General features: G+C 61.2%; 11 protein-coding genes. 7 read left to right on the top strand and 4 right to left on the bottom strand.

Annotated elements, in window-relative coordinates; all coding sequences use genetic code 11:
- Nucleotides 1-286: 286 nt before the first annotated feature.
- Nucleotides 287-3,199 (bottom strand): aminotransferase, encoded by a 2,913-nt coding sequence (locus ACA041_RS01240; RefSeq protein WP_497439537.1) that lies wholly within the window; start codon nt 3,197-3,199, stop codon nt 287-289.
- A gap of 255 nt (nt 3,200-3,454) precedes the next feature.
- Between ACA041_RS01240 and ACA041_RS01235 the strand changes: the two genes are divergently transcribed.
- From ACA041_RS01235 to ACA041_RS01225, 3 genes are read left to right on the top strand one after another with little or no spacing between them, the layout of a single operon-like run.
- Entirely contained in the window at nt 3,455-5,263 is a 1,809-nt protein-coding gene (locus ACA041_RS01235; RefSeq protein ID WP_497439536.1) for a sensor histidine kinase, read from the top strand.
- Nucleotides 5,260-6,654: a sigma-54-dependent transcriptional regulator gene (locus ACA041_RS01230; protein WP_497439535.1), complete on the top strand. Its 1,395-nt coding sequence runs from the start codon at nt 5,260-5,262 to the stop codon at nt 6,652-6,654. The genes ACA041_RS01235 and ACA041_RS01230 overlap by 4 nt, the downstream gene beginning before the upstream one ends.
- A 40-nt stretch (nt 6,655-6,694) precedes the next feature.
- Nucleotides 6,695-7,150: a thioesterase domain-containing protein gene (locus ACA041_RS01225; protein ID WP_497439534.1), complete on the top strand. Its 456-nt coding sequence runs from the start codon at nt 6,695-6,697 to the stop codon at nt 7,148-7,150.
- 160 nt (nt 7,151-7,310) lie between these two features.
- On the opposite strand, the gene cysQ is transcribed toward ACA041_RS01225, so the two are convergent.
- Nucleotides 7,311-8,138, bottom strand: a complete 828-nt coding sequence (gene cysQ, locus ACA041_RS01220) for a 3'(2'),5'-bisphosphate nucleotidase CysQ (RefSeq protein WP_497439533.1) — start codon at nt 8,136-8,138, stop codon at nt 7,311-7,313.
- Nucleotides 8,135-8,701, bottom strand: coding sequence for an ADP compounds hydrolase NudE (gene nudE / locus ACA041_RS01215; protein WP_497439532.1), 567 nt, complete (start codon nt 8,699-8,701; stop codon nt 8,135-8,137). Before nudE ends, cysQ begins: the two co-directional genes overlap by 4 nt.
- 90 nt (nt 8,702-8,791) lie before the next feature.
- Between nudE and yrfG the strand changes: the two genes are divergently transcribed.
- Nucleotides 8,792-9,454 (top strand): GMP/IMP nucleotidase, encoded by a 663-nt coding sequence (yrfG, locus tag ACA041_RS01210; protein ID WP_497439531.1) that lies wholly within the window; start codon nt 8,792-8,794, stop codon nt 9,452-9,454.
- Nucleotides 9,455-9,566: 112 nt separating this feature from the next.
- Here yrfG and lysM read toward each other — a convergent pair whose 3' ends face one another.
- Nucleotides 9,567-10,016, bottom strand: a complete 450-nt coding sequence (gene lysM / locus ACA041_RS01205; RefSeq protein ID WP_497439530.1) for a peptidoglycan-binding protein LysM — start codon at nt 10,014-10,016, stop codon at nt 9,567-9,569.
- Between the two features lie 127 nt (nt 10,017-10,143).
- On the opposite strand from lysM, the gene ACA041_RS01200 reads away from it, so the two are divergent.
- The 3 genes from ACA041_RS01200 (at nt 10,144) to ACA041_RS01190 (ending at nt 14,323) form a co-directional block, all read left to right on the top strand.
- A complete protein-coding gene (locus ACA041_RS01200) occupies nt 10,144-11,031 on the top strand; it encodes a LysR family transcriptional regulator (RefSeq protein ID WP_497439529.1) in 888 nt (295 codons plus the stop codon).
- 92 nt (nt 11,032-11,123) lie between these two features.
- Nucleotides 11,124-11,978: a formate dehydrogenase accessory sulfurtransferase FdhD gene (gene fdhD, locus ACA041_RS01195; RefSeq protein ID WP_497439528.1), complete on the top strand. Its 855-nt coding sequence runs from the start codon at nt 11,124-11,126 to the stop codon at nt 11,976-11,978.
- A complete protein-coding gene (locus tag ACA041_RS01190) occupies nt 11,975-14,323 on the top strand; it encodes an FdhF/YdeP family oxidoreductase (RefSeq protein WP_497439527.1) in 2,349 nt (782 codons plus the stop codon). The genes fdhD and ACA041_RS01190 overlap by 4 nt, the downstream gene beginning before the upstream one ends.
- Nucleotides 14,324-14,527: the final 204 nt, after the last annotated feature.

Below are 14,527 nucleotides of genomic sequence, written 5' to 3'. Positions count from 1 at the left end.
GCAAATGCTTGAGGGTCGAGTGTGGCATCGACCGATGACAGAAATGGGAAGACCGGGCGTGACGAGGCACACCGTGGGCGACGACGACTTTATAGCCGATAAATATCGGCTTTTAAAGGCGCCGATCTTCCATCCGTCTAAATTTTTTGTTTATTAACCCGATAATAATCCAATTTAAGTCGAGTGTGGGAGCGAGCCTGCTCGCGAAAGCGGTGGGTCATTCAACACATATATTGAATGGTTGATCGCCTTCGCGAGCAGGCTCGCTCCCACAGTGGGTATGTGTTTACAGGCCCTCTGCGAGTACCTTCTCCAACATATCGACAAAGAAATCCACACTCCGGCGCGAGGTAACCATCGGCGGTTTGATCTTGAGAATGTTCAGGTGATCACCCGTCGGCTGCATGAAAATCCCCAGCTCACGGAGCCGATCACACAGCGCTGTGGTCTCTTCGGTCGCCGGCTCCAGGGTTTCACGGTTGCGAATCAACTCGACGCCCAGATAGAAACCGGAACCATGTACGGCACCCACCAGCGGATGAATATCGATCAGCGCCTCAAGACGCTCTTTGAAATATCCACCCACGACCTGAGCGTTTTCCCACAGTTTTTCTTCTTCCATCACATCCAGCACCGCCATGCCAATCTGACAACTGACCGGACTGCCCCCGGCCGAGGAGAAGAAGTAGCCCTCGGCCTCCAGCGCTTCGGCGATTTCCCGGCGGGTGATGACCGCGCCCAGCGGCTGGCCGTTACCCATGCCCTTGGCCATGGTGATGATGTCCGGCACCACGCCCTGCTCTTCGAAGCCCCAGAAGAACTTGCCCATGCGCCCGTAACCGACCTGAACTTCGTCGGCGATGCACACGCCGCCCTGAGCGCGAACCAGCGCGTAGACCTGTTTCAGGTAGCCCGGCGGCAGCGAGATCCCGCCGGCGTTGCCATACACCGGCTCGCAAATGAAACCGGCGAGCTGACGGTTCTGCCCGGCGATTTTGGCCAGGTTGTGTTCGACGCTGCGCACATACTCCGGAGCGCTGTCGGCGCCGCGGAATTCACCGCGATAGATGTTCGGCGCCGTCACCGGATGGACCCAGTCCGGGCGGCTGCTCAACGCCTTGGGGTTGTCGGCAATCGAGGTCGAGACCGCGTCCGCTCCCACTGTCCAGCCGTGATAGGCTTCCAGCACGCTGAGCATGTCGCGCCCGCCGCTGTAGGCCCATGCCAGGCGAATCGCCAGGTCATTGGCTTCGCTGCCGCTGTTGACCAGGAACACCCGGTCCATGGAGTCCGGCGACAGCTTCAGCAAGCGCTCGGAGAACTCGGCAATCGCCGCATAGTTGAACCGCGAGTTGGTGTTGAGCAGTGACCACTGACGGCTGGCCACCGCGGCCATGCGCGGGTGGCCGTGGCCGAGCACCGCGACATTGTTGAGCATGTCGAGGTAGGACCGGCCCTGCATGTCGATCAGGTGATTGCGCCAGCCGCGTTCAATGCGCGGCGGGTCGACGTAATAGTGTTTTTGCGTGCGTGCGAAACTGGCCTCTCGGCGCGTCAGCAAGGTCTGCGAATCAAGCTCCTCTTGCGCATCACAGGCCAACCCCAGCAACACCGCCGGCGATGGGCACAACGCTTGCCAGGCGGCGGCGCGCGAGGGTGTGCAAAATAGCGGAGCATCGAACGAAGTGCCGCGGCACAGCTGCACCACCAACGGCCCGCTGACCGCGCCCAGCACCTGGCCTTTGACCAGCGCCGCACCGGTGTGCAGCGACGGCGTCACCCCCCACAACCGCACGCTCAATTGCGGGCCGTCCAGTTGCAACACGCCTGGCGCCGGCTGATGAACCATCCCGGCAAACGGCGATTCCACCGCCGTGCCCTGGGGCACGCGCAACTCGACGTGCAACGGGCAAGTGTCCGGCTCGGTGGCGCTGTCGGGTCGGGTACGAGACAGTCGGTATTGCCCATAACGGCTGGCCGCCAGACCGTGAGTCGCAGCCGCCTCGCTCAACAGGCGTTGATCGATGCCCTCCTGCTCCCAGTTTCCAGCCTCGAAATGCGGGCTGAGAACCCCCAGGTCGATCAATGCAAATTCGCATCCCACCAGGCTCGGCAGCAGCGGGGCGAAACCTTCGCTGCCAATGCTCGGCAAGCTCTGACCGACCGCGGCAAGAATCGCCGCCTCCATCAGCTCCAGCGGCACCGACGTGGCAACGCGGAAAATTTCCCACTCATGGGTCAGGTTGTCGCGACTGTATTCATTCCCCGGATCGATACTGATCTGCTGCTCGCCGCTGAGCACCAGCACCGCCGCCCGCGCGACAATCAGCGGCCACAACGCCCGCAGCTCCGCAGGCTGCAACGGGTTGACCGCGTGATAGGCCTGGACCGCCGGCAGGATATGGAAAGGATCACCACCGGCGTGATGCAGCAGCGCCGCGCACGTCACCGACAGATCGGTGATGCGCCAGGTGCGAACCAGGTCGCCGAAATCGATCACACCCTGCAATTGCCATTGACGCTGCGAATCCCGCTGCCAGACCACGTTGTCGTCGGTGATGTCCATGTGGATGGCCTGCACCGGCAACTTATCCACAAGCGGCTGTAAATGGCGCTCGGCGCGTCCAGCCGCGTCGGCGATAAGGCGCCGTTGCTGGTCGTCCTTGATCACCGGCAGCAAATGGGCGATCAATGCGTTGGCATGGCGAGCGTCCCATTGCAGCGTGCGTTCTAGGCCGGGATGGTCGAAACCGGCCAGCGCCAGATCCATTTCGCCGCAGAGCCGTCCGAACCCGGCCACCACCGATCCGGGCAGATGGTCCAGGTGCGTGAGCGACCGGCCTTCGATGTAATCGAGCAGGCGCACATGCACCGATTGGCCGCCGACTTCCAGGGTCAGCAGGTCTGCACCGTTTTTCCCAGGGATCACCCGTGGCACCTGCACTTCGGGATGTTCAGCCAGATGCCTGAGCCCTGCATGCTGGGCCTGCAGCTCCAGCGCTGAATAATCGCCACGGCACATTTTCAGGACGAACCGCCCCTGGTCACTGTCGAGGCGATAGTTGAGGTCCTGCTGGCTGCCGAGGGCCTGCAACTTGCCGCTCAGCCCATAATGCTCTTCGAGCAGCGCCAGCGCTTGCTCCATGGACACTTGCGGGCTGGGCAAACTGGCACGATGAATCAACGTGGCGAGCGGCATACAACGACCCCTGAAAAATTATTAGGCGCTTATATCGCCACTGCCGGGGACGATACGCAACCCCCTTCAACGGCTCGCAATGACCAACTGGACTATTCGGGCAAAGATCAGGCCGCCGCGTTCTTCAAGGACGCTGACGTCTTTTCCTGAAACGCCGTGTGAATTTTCATCCGGGCACACTTCTGACCCGCGGTGCGCAGACTGCGCCCGCAAGCCTAGGCATAATGCGCCTGTACCCACAGGCGTTTGATGCTGATGACCTCGACCCTCCCTCGCAGACCTCGTTGGCGTAGCCTGGCACTGCTCGCGCTGTGCCTGGCGCCATTGCTGTGGCCGCTGCAGCATCTGGCCGAGCGCTATTACCGCAGCGAACTGGCCGGGCAGAACCGTCAGACCCTCGATCTCTACGTTGCCAACCTGCTGGGCACCTTGCACCGGTATGAAGTACTGCCGCAGATCCTCGGCGAACTGCCGGCCCTGCGAGCCGTCCTTGGCGCACCCGACGATGGTGTCACCCAGGGCAACGCCAACCGTCTGTTGAAGAACATCAGCGCCCAGACCGGTGCCGAAGTCATGTACCTGATGGACACCACGGGCAAGACTCTGGCCGCGTCCAACTGGGATAAACACGACAGTTTCGTCGGACGTAACTTTTCCTTCAGGCCCTATTTCAGCGAAGCCATGGCCGGACGGCTGGGACGCTTTTTCGGTCTGGGTACCACCTCGGCCAAACGCGGTTACTTCTTTGCCGCGGCAGTGCGCAATGGCGAGAAAATTCTCGGCGTGCTGGTGGTCAAGGTTGACCTGGACCATACCGAAAGCCTCTGGGGCAAAACCCCGGAACAACTATTGCTGACGGACCATAACGGCGTTGTCATTCTCACTTCACGGCCTGAATGGCGATTCCGCTCGACCCGTCCATTGAGTGAAGAAGAGCGCAAGGCCATCATCGCGATCCAACCCTACCCGACGCGCGATCCAAAACCGCTGAATCTCAACCCCGACGCCTGGCTGACCCAGACACAACAGATCGAAGAAACCGGCTGGAACGTCAATATTCTCGCGCCACGGACCCTGATCGATCGCCCGGTGCGCACCGTGGTCGCCATCGGTGGCGCGACACTGCTGGTGTTGATGCTGCTGCTCGGCCTGATGATGCAGCGCCGGCGCCATTACCTGGAGCGGATCGCTTTCGAAGCCAAGGCCCGTCACGAACTGGAAGGCCGGGTGGCCGAACGGACCAGCGACCTGGAAGGCCTCAACCGACGCTTGAAAGAGGAAGTGCTCGAGCGCGAACAGGCCCAACAGGAACTGGTCCGCGCCCAGGATGATCTGGTGCAGGCTGGCAAGTTGTCGGCACTTGGCACGATGTCGGCGAGCATCAGCCACGAACTCAATCAGCCGCTGGCAGCGATCCGCAGTTACGCGGAGAACGCCGAAGTCCTGCTCGATCACCAGCGCACCGACGATGCCCGCGGCAACCTCAAGTTGATCAGCGAACTGACCGGGCGCATGGCCTCGATCATTGCTCACCTGCGCGCCTTCGCCCGGCGTGATCGCCACGCGCCGGAAAGTGTCGCCCTGCAACCGGCGCTGGACGATGCCCTGGCGCTGCTGGCCAAGCGCCGACGCAGCATGGAAGTCGAACTGATTCGTGATCTGCCGGCTGCCACGCTGTGGGTCGAGGCCGGGGAAACCCGTCTGCGCCAGGTGCTCGGCAATCTACTGGCCAATGCCCTCGACGCCCTGACGGAAAAAGGCCCACCGCGTAAACTCTGGTTGAGTGCCCAATCCACCGATGACGGCGTCACCCTGTACATTCGCGACAATGGCCCCGGGTTCTGCCTGGAGGCACTGGGTCGCGCCAGTGAGCCCTTCTATACCACCAAGACCCGCACCCAGGGGCTTGGCTTGGGACTGGCGATCTGCGAAACCCTGATGCGCGCCTTTGGTGGTGAACTGTCGTTCTCCAACCACAAGGAAGGCGGCGCCCTGATTACCCTGAAGCTGCGCCCAGGCGCACCGGGCGTGAGCCTGCAACCGTCCGAGGACCGAAGTGCATGACCATCGACAACCGCATCCAGGTCGTGTTGATCGACGATGATCCGCATCTGCGTCAGGCCCTGAGCCAGACCCTGGATCTGGCCGGCCTGAAAATCCTGCCACTGGGCGAAGCCAAGGGTCTGGCCGGACAACTGGAGCGAGACTGGCCAGGGGTGGTGGTCAGTGACATCCGTATGCCCGGCATGGACGGTATCGAACTGCTGACCGAGCTTCACGCCCAGGACCCGGAGCTGCCGGTGCTGCTGATCACCGGTCACGGCGATGTACCACTGGCGGTGCAAGCCATGCGCGCCGGAGCCTATGATTTTCTGGAAAAACCCTTCGCCAGCGATGCGCTGCTCGACAGCGTACGTCGCGCGCTGGCCTTGCGCCGATTGGTGCTGGACAACCGCAGCCTGCGTCTGGCGCTGAGCGATCGCAATGAGCTGAGCGCGCGACTGGTCGGGCAGTCGGCGCCGATGCTGCGTCTGCGCGAACAGATCGGCGCATTGGCGGCGACCAAGGCCGACGTGCTGATTCTTGGCGAAACCGGTGCCGGTAAAGAAGTCGTGGCCAGGGCGCTGCATGACCTGTCGAGTCGACGCAACGGTCCATTCGTGGCGATCAACGCCGGGGCCCTGGCCGAGTCGGTGGTGGAAAGCGAGCTGTTCGGCCACGAGCCGGGCGCCTTCACCGGCGCGCAGAAGCGCCGCATCGGCAAGTTCGAATTTGCCAACGGCGGCACGCTATTCCTCGATGAAATCGAAAGCATGAGCCTGGACGTTCAGGTGAAATTGCTGCGCTTGCTGCAGGAGCGAGTGGTCGAGCGCCTGGGCGGCAATCAGCTGATCCCGCTGGACATCCGCATCATCGCTGCGACCAAGGAAGACCTGCGCCAGTCCGCCGGCCAGGGGCGCTTCCGTGCCGACTTGTATTACCGCCTGAACGTCGCGCCGTTGCGTATTCCGCCGCTGCGTGAACGCGGTGAGGATGCGTTGGTGTTGTTCCAGCATTTCGCCGATGAAGCCAGTACCCGCCACGGTTTGCCGCCCCACGAACTGCAGCCTGGACAACGCGCCGTGCTGCTGCGCCACACCTGGCCGGGTAACGTGCGCGAACTGCAGAACGCCGCCGAACGCTTCGCACTCGGCCTGGAACTGGCCCTGGACAACAGCGTGCCGGACGGCGCCGCTGGCAGGACGGTAGAGGTGGTGAGCGGAGGTCTCAGCGAGCAAGTGGAGAACTTCGAAAAGAGCCTGATTGCCGCCGAACTGGGGCGTTCTCACAGCTCCGTGCGCAGCCTCGCAGAAGCCCTGGGCATTCCACGCAAAACCCTGCACGACAAACTGCGCAAGCACGGGCTGAGCTTCGCCGACAGCGGCGCCCACCCCTCTGCCGACGAACTTGATTGAGCTACCGTCAAATCATCATCTTTCTGCCTGAGGCCCGTAAATGAACCGCGACAGTCGTCACCTGGAATCGATCCTTCACCACGACATTCCCCTGACGCGGGACATGGGCCTCAAAGTGCTCGACTGGCACGACCAGCAACTACGACTGCACCTGCCGCTGGAAGCCAACGTCAACCACAAGAGCACCATGTTCGGTGGCAGCCTGTATTGCGGCGCGGTGCTGGCCGGTTGGGGCTGGCTGCATTTGCGCCTGCGTGAAGTCGGGGTCGAGGACGGGCATATCGTGATTCAGGAAGGGCACATCAGCTACCCGCTGCCGGTCACCAGCGATGCCACGGCGATTTGCCAGGCGCCGAGCGCGGCGGTATGGAAGAAGTTTTTGGCGATGTATGAGCGTTATGGTCGGGCGAGGTTGACGCTGCATTCAAGGATAGTGAATGCCGGGAGTGAGGAGGATGCGGTGACGTTTACCGGGCAGTACGTACTGCACCGGTAAGAACCGGCTAACCAAAACCTGTGGCGAGGGAGCTTGCTCCCGCTCGGCTGCGCAGCAGGCGCCAATCAGGCACAGAACTGGGTTGATACTGCGTAATGGCTTTGGGGCCGCTTCGCGACCCAGCGGGATCAAGCTCCCTCGCCACAATATCCTGCACAGCTCAGGACCGAGCCAGCTCCAACAGTTTTTCGCGCCAGGCAGCCTTCGCCGGCAGCGCCAGGAAAAACTCATTCAGTAGAGACTCTCGCGCCGGATAGCAGAACGGCTGACCACTCAAATCCAGCACTTCACCCCCCGCCCCTTCCAACACGCCTTGCGCGGCTGCCGTGTCCCACTGCGAAGTCGGCGCCAGACGCGGATAACAATCCGCAGCCCCTTCCGCCAACAAACAAAACTTCAACGAGCTGCCAATATTCGCCAGTTGCAATTCACCCAGACTGCCACTCAACCCGGCCAACAGGCGTTCCTGCTCAGGGCTGGAATGCCGGCGACTGGCGACTACGGTGAACGCTTCGCCCGGTGCCGGAACAGTGCGAACCTGAATCGGCAGCGGCTCGGCATCATTGTCACCGCGCCACGCACCGAGGCCAGCACCACCGACATAAAAGCGCCCGTTTGTCGGCATCGACACCACGCCAAACACCACCCGCCCCTGCTCGATCAACGCGATGTTGACGGTAAATTCTTCGCTGCCGGCGATGAATTCCTTGGTCCCGTCCAGCGGGTCCACCAGCCACCAGCGCTGCCAACCGGCACGTACACTGTGCGGGATGTTGGCGTCTTCTTCAGACAACACTGGAATAGTCGGATCCAGCGCGGTCAGCCCGGCCAGAATCAAATGGTGGGCGGCCAGGTCTGCGGCAGTGACCGGCGAGTCGTCAGCCTTGGCGGTCACGGCAGTGCCTGTGCGCCAGAACGGCAGGATCGATTCACCTGCCTTCAATGCCAGCTCGACCACCGGCGCCATCAACGGATGGGGGAAGTTCATGGCACAAACACTCCGCGCTGGGTCAGCAGATCACGGGCCAGGTACAGCGACGCCAAGGCACGGCCCTCGGTGAATCGCGGATTCTGCGCCAACGCCGACAATTCGCGCAGGTTGATCTTTTCCACACCCATTGGCTCAGGCTCGTCGCCTTCAAGACGCTCTTCATACAGTTCGGTGGCCAGCACCACCTGGATCTTCTGGCTCATGTAACCGGGCGATAACGACAACTCGGTCAGATGCTCCAGTTGCCGCGCGCCATACCCGGCCTCTTCCTTGAGCTCACGCTCGGCCGCCGCCAACACGTCCTCGCCCGGCTCGATCAAGCCCTTGGGCAAGGACAATTCGTATTCATCGGTGCCGCCGCAATACTCTTCGACCAGCACCGCGTGGTCCGCATCCAGCATCGCCACGATCATCACCGCGCCATACCCGGCACCCTTGCCCACCAGTCGTTCATAAGTGCGCTCCACGCCGTTGGAAAAGCGCAACTGCAACTCTTCGACGCAGAATAAACGGCTGGTGGCGACGATCTCGCGGGCGAGGATGGTGGGTTTCTGGCGCATGAGCGGCTCCTGGGTGATAGCGGGTTACTATACCCGGCCTATCCTGATTGTTTACCCCGGATATCTTTTTTACCGCTGGAGAAGTTTTTTATGTCCCTGCTGCCCTGGCACGACATCGACACCGTTCTGCTGGATATGGACGGCACGCTGCTGGACCTGCACTTCGACAACCATTTCTGGCTGGAGCACCTGCCCCAGCGCTACGCCGAGCTGCACGGGGTAAGCCGGGCCATGGCCGAGATGGAATTGCAGCCGCTTTTCGAACGCCATGCGGGCCAGTTGCAGTGGTATTGCCTGGATTTCTGGAGCGCCGAGCTGAAACTGTCGGTGCGCAAACTTAAACTGGAAACCGCTCACCTGATCGCCCTGCGACCGGACGCGGACACGTTCCTGGCAGCGATCAAACAGGCCGGCAAACGCGTGGTGCTGATCACCAATGCCCACCGCGATTCACTGTCACTGAAGCTGGAAAGAATTGAACTGGCACCGTATTTCGAACGGTTGATCAGTTCTCATGATTACGGCTTCGCCAAGGAAAATCCGCAGTTCTGGGATGCCTTGCAGGCGGATATCGGTTTTGATCCGGCGCGCAGTCTGTTTATCGACGACACCTTGCCGATCTTGCGCAGCGCGCGGGATTTTGGTGTGGCGCATCTGTTGGCGGTGAGTGAGCCGGACAGTCGCAAAGGGCCCAAGGACACGGCTGAGTTTGCGGCGGTGGGGGATTATCGGGAGCTTATTGCAGGGCTTTAGACCGGGTCGCTCCCTTCGCGGGCAAGCCTCGCTCCTACAGGTGCGCGTTGTACGCACTTTGTGTCCTGTAGGAGCGTGGCTTGCCCGCGAAGGCCATCACACGGACCTGAGCTTACTCAGGAATCCGCAACGACTGCCCCGGATAGATCTTGTTCGGATCCTTGAGCATCGGCTTGTTGGCTTCGAAGATTTTCTGGTACTTGTTCGGATCGCCATACACACGCTTGGAAATGGCACTGAGCGTGTCACCTTTCTCGACCGTGACAAACTTCGCCGGCGTCGCCACGGGTCCAGTCACCGTGATCTGGTCGTCAACACCGCTGATACCGGCCACGTTACCGAGCGCCAGCAGGATTTTTTCTTTCTCTTCCTGACTGGCGGCTTCGCCGGTGGCAATGATTTTCTCGCCCTCGACTTTCACCTGGATTTTAGAAGTGTCGATTCCCGTCAGTGCATCCTTGACGTGTTTGGTCAACGCTTCGCTGTTGGCCTCGGCCTTGTCGGGCGTCAGCGCGTCGAGGATTTTTTCACCGGCATCTTTCAAAAAGCTGAAAAGGCTCATCGTGTTCTCTCCTTGGGATTGGGTGTCCAGACGCAAAAGATTAGACCACGGCGGTCAATCGCGATTGCCACCCGACCAATGACGCCGCTTGCTAGAATCCGGACCTTCACCGCGCTCTGGAGCGAAGATGGACATCAAACAGCTGAAATTCCTCATCGCCCTCGACGAAACCCGACATTTCGGCCAGGCCGCCGCGCGCTGTCACATCACTCAACCGACCCTGTCCATGCGCCTGCGCAGCCTTGAAGAAGAACTCGAACTGCCCTTGGTCAACCGTGGCCAGCGTTTCGAAGGCTTCACCGCACCGGGCGAGCGAGTGCTGGCCTGGGCCCGCACCGTGCTGGCAGCCTGCGACGGCCTGAAGGCCGAAGCCGCAGCCTGCCGCGGCAATCTGGTCGGTACCCTGCGCCTGGGCGTCGTACCGCTGTCGAGTTTCGATCCCCTGCCACTGATGCACCGGCTGCACGCCGATCACCCCAACCTGCGCTTCGAACTTTCGTCCCTGAGCTCCGAACAGATCCTCGAACAACTGGCGAACAATCGCCTGGACATCGGCGTCTCATACCTGGAACGCCTGGACGGGGAGCGTTTCGATTCCCTGGCATTCAGCGAAACCCGCATGGGCCTGCTCTACGATCAACGCTTCTACAATTTCGGCGAAGCAGCGTTGAGCTGGGAATCGTTGATCGAATTGCCGCTGGGCATGCTCACCAGCGGCATGCATTTCCGCCAGTCCATCGACCACAACTTCCATAGCCGCGGCCTGACCCCGCAACCCTTGTTACAGACCGACGCCGTGCATCAACTCATACAAGCCGTGCACGGGGGCCTGTGCTGCGCCGTGATGCCGCTGGATGGCGGCCTGGAAAACCTCACGGATCATTTGCGCCTGCAGCCCATTGAAAACGCACAGACCCTCGGCAAGCTGGGGTTGATCATGCGTCGCAGCGCGCCACGTTCGGCATTGGCAGAGGCTTGTTTTGCGATCTATCAAAAATCGCCGACAGCGTCTTGATCGACGCCATCTATCGGCAGATCAGTAATAGCGATTAGACGCGACAAGTTGACGCGCATAGGCTTAAAGCTGACCAAACCGTCGGTGATGCCATGAACGCCAAGCGCCCTGTCTGCGCGGCGCCCGCCCTCGAAACGCCCGCGCCCGCTGCCAGCCAGACTTACAGTTACAGTAATCTTCGTCAAACCGAAACGGACAGCTCCGATTCGGACAGCACCGCGCTGGCCGAGGAAGTCGCGCTGGCGATTGCCTACAACGGCATCAGCCAGGCAGTGATGCTGGTGACGCCAACGGACCTGGAGGACTTCATCGTCGGCTTCAGCCTCGGCAGCGGCATCATCGAAGACGTCTGCGACATCTACGACATGCAACTCAGCGGCTCGGGCTCGGCGCAATACGCGCAAGTGACCATCGCCAACCGCGCCTTCTGGAATCTCAAGCAGCAACGTCGTCAACTGGCCGGCACCAGCGGTTGCGGGCTCTGCGGTGTGGAGGCGGTGGAGCAAGCGTTACCCGACCTGAAAATTTTGCCCGGCGCACCATTGCCGCCAGTGGAATGGCTTGACGGTCTGCGCCAGCGAATCGGCGCGTTCCAGCCCCTGGGCCAGCATAGCGGCGCGGTGCATGCGGCGGTGTTCATGAACGCCAAGGGCGAATTGCTCCTGGGCCGTGAAGACATCGGCCGGCACAACGCCCTCGACAAGCTGATCGGCGGTTTGATCCGGCAAAAGATCCTGACCACTGGCGGCCTGGCGATTGTCACCAGCCGTTGCAGCCTTGAATTGATCCAGAAAGTCTTGCGCGCAGGCATCCAGACCCTGGTCAGCCTGTCGTCGCCCACCGGCCTTGCCGTGCAATGGGCCCGCCGCCATAACCTCAATCTCATCCACCTGCCGCAAAAAAGTGCGCCGCGGGTCTACAGCCCCGCATTGGAGAATCAAGCGTGAGCCTACACCGTCAAGCCGACCAGAAACCCGTCCCCCGCTACAAGCCCTATAAAGGCCCGGCGGGTGGCTGGGGCGCGCTGATCAGCGTTGCCCAGGCGTGGTTGACCAGCGATAACGCGCTGAAGAACTTGCGCATCATGCTCAAGACCAACCAGAACGGCGGTTTCGACTGCCCCGGTTGCGCGTGGGGCGATTCCCCGGAAAAGGGCATGGTAATGTTCTGCGAGAACGGCGCCAAAGCGGTGAACTGGGAAGCGACCAAGCGTCGTGTAGACCCTGCATTCTTCGCCAGACACAGCGTCACCTCGCTACTGGAACAGAGCGACTACTGGCTTGAATATCAGGGCCGCCTGACCGAGCCGATGAGCTACAACGCCGAAACCGATCGCTACCAACCCATCAGCTGGGACGCAGCCTTTGCCCTGATCGCCAAGCATCTGCGCGGTTTGTCGAGCCCCGATCAAGCCGAGTTCTACACCTCGGGACGTGCCAGCAACGAAGCGGCTTTTCTCTATCAATTGTTCGTGCGCGCCTATGGCACCAATAATTTCCCTGACTGCTCGAACATGTGCCACGAGGCCAGCGGTGTGGCACTGGCGCAAAGTGTCGGCGTCGGCAAAGGCACTGTGACGTTCAACGATTTCGAACATGCCGATGCGATTTTCGTCTGGGGCCAAAACCCCGGCACCAACCACCCACGGATGCTCGAGCCGCTGCGCGAAGCGGTGAAACGCGGCGCACAAGTGGTCTGCATCAACCCGCTGAAAGAGCGTGGCCTGGAACGTTTCCAGCACCCCCAGCATCCGTTCGAAATGCTCACCAACGGCGACAAGCCGACCAACACCGCGTTCTTCCGTCCGGCCCTTGGTGGCGACATGGCGATCCTGCGTGGCATGGCGAAATTTCTGCTGCAATGGGAACGCGATGCGCAGAAGGCTGGCGCACCCGCCGTGTTCGATCACGACTTCCTCAATGAACACAGCGTCAACGTACTGGAGTACCTCGGGGCCATCGACGACACGTCCTGGGAGCAAATCGTCGAGCAGTCCGGCCTGACCCTGGTGGAGATCGAGCAAGCCGCGCGCATGTACGTCAAGGGCAAGAACGTGATCATGTGCTGGGCCATGGGCATCACCCAGCATCGCCATTCGGTGTCGACCATCCAGGAAATCGCCAACCTGATGTTGCTGCGCGGCAATATCGGCCGGCCCGGCGCCGGCCTGTGCCCGGTGCGTGGTCACAGTAACGTGCAAGGCGACCGGACCATGGGCATCAATGAATGTCCGTCGGTGGCATTTCTCGACGCTCTGGAGCGCCGCTTCCCGTTCAAGGTGCCGCGCAAGAACGGCCACAATGTGGTCGAGGCGATTCATGCCATGGCCGATGGCCGTGCAAAAGTATTCATCGGCCTGGGCGGCAACTTCGCCCAGGCTACGCCAGACAGCGCTCGTACCTTCCAGGCCCTGAGCAATTGCGATCTCACCGTGCAGATCAGTACCAAGCTCAACCGCAGCCATCTGGCTCATGGTAAAGAAGCGCTGATCCTGCCGTGCCTGGGCCGTACCGACATCGATATCCAGACCGAAGGCGCTCAAGCGGTGACCGTGGAAGATTCGTTCAGCATGGTCCACGCCTCCCATGGCCAGCTGCAACCGCTGTCGAACCAGATGCGGTCGGAACCGGCGATCATCGCCGGTATCGCCGCCGCGACCCTGGGCAGCAAACCGGTGGACTGGAACTGGCTGGTGGCCGATTACGGCCGCATCCGCGACCTGATCGCCGATACCATCCCGGGGTTCCGGGACTTCAATGAGAAGGTCAAGAACCCGGGCGGCTTCTACCTGGGCAACAGTGCCGGTGCTCGTCGCTGGAACACGGCGTCGGGACGTGCCAATTTCCGTCCGAACATCCTGCCCAAGGATCTGGTGCACGAGCGCACTCGGGCTACGGGTGTGTTGCCGGACCTGATCATGCAGTCGATGCGCTCCCATGATCAGTACAACACCACCATTTATGGCCTCGATGACCGTTATCGCGGAGTAAAAGGCCAACGGGATGTTTTGTTTGTGAACGAGGCGGACATCATTCGCCTGGGATTCAAGCCGGGGCAGAAGGCTGACATCGTTTCGATCTGGGATGATGGCCGCGAGCGTCGGGTCAAAGGGTTTACGCTGTTGGCGTTTGATATCCCCGCGGGGCAGGCGGCGGCCTACTATCCAGAGGTGAATCCGCTGGTTCCGCTGGAAAGCGTCGGGGATGGCAGCCATACGCCGACGTCGAAGTTTGTGGCGATTCGGTTGGAAGCGGCGAGTGAGAGTGGGTTAATCATGGCCAAGTCGGCTTGACACTCAACCTGATCTGCCGTCTTCGCGAGCAGGCTCGCTCCCACATTGAATTTGCAGTGGCCACAGCATTTCTGTTCGACGAAGATCCACTGTGGGAGCGAGCCTGCTCGCGAAAGCGGTCGGACATTCACCAATTCTTCCGGATCCGCCACTTTGCAAACGCCCACAAAAAAGGCCGTTTTTTCACAAAAACGGCCATTCCGA

The sequence above is a fragment of the Pseudomonas sp. LBUM1676 genome (assembly GCF_059695605.1).
The sequence above is the reverse complement of the archived record's forward strand: the minus strand, read 5'-3'. Positions and strand labels throughout refer to the sequence as shown.

Excerpts from the sequence above, each read along its gene's own strand:
- ACA041_RS01240 (WP_497439537.1), bottom strand. The coding sequence starts at position 3,199 with ATGCCGCTCGCCACGTTGATTCATCGTGCCAGTTTGCCCAGCCCGCAA.
- ACA041_RS01235 (WP_497439536.1), top strand. The coding sequence starts at position 3,455 with ATGACCTCGACCCTCCCTCGCAGACCTCGTTGGCGTAGCCTGGCACTG.
- ACA041_RS01230 (WP_497439535.1), top strand. The coding sequence starts at position 5,260 with ATGACCATCGACAACCGCATCCAGGTCGTGTTGATCGACGATGATCCG.
- ACA041_RS01225 (WP_497439534.1), top strand. The coding sequence starts at position 6,695 with ATGAACCGCGACAGTCGTCACCTGGAATCGATCCTTCACCACGACATT.
- cysQ (WP_497439533.1), bottom strand. The coding sequence starts at position 8,138 with ATGAACTTCCCCCATCCGTTGATGGCGCCGGTGGTCGAGCTGGCATTG.
- nudE (WP_497439532.1), bottom strand. The coding sequence starts at position 8,701 with ATGCGCCAGAAACCCACCATCCTCGCCCGCGAGATCGTCGCCACCAGC.
- yrfG (WP_497439531.1), top strand. The coding sequence starts at position 8,792 with ATGTCCCTGCTGCCCTGGCACGACATCGACACCGTTCTGCTGGATATG.
- lysM (WP_497439530.1), bottom strand. The coding sequence starts at position 10,016 with ATGAGCCTTTTCAGCTTTTTGAAAGATGCCGGTGAAAAAATCCTCGAC.
- ACA041_RS01200 (WP_497439529.1), top strand. The coding sequence starts at position 10,144 with ATGGACATCAAACAGCTGAAATTCCTCATCGCCCTCGACGAAACCCGA.
- fdhD (WP_497439528.1), top strand. The coding sequence starts at position 11,124 with ATGAACGCCAAGCGCCCTGTCTGCGCGGCGCCCGCCCTCGAAACGCCC.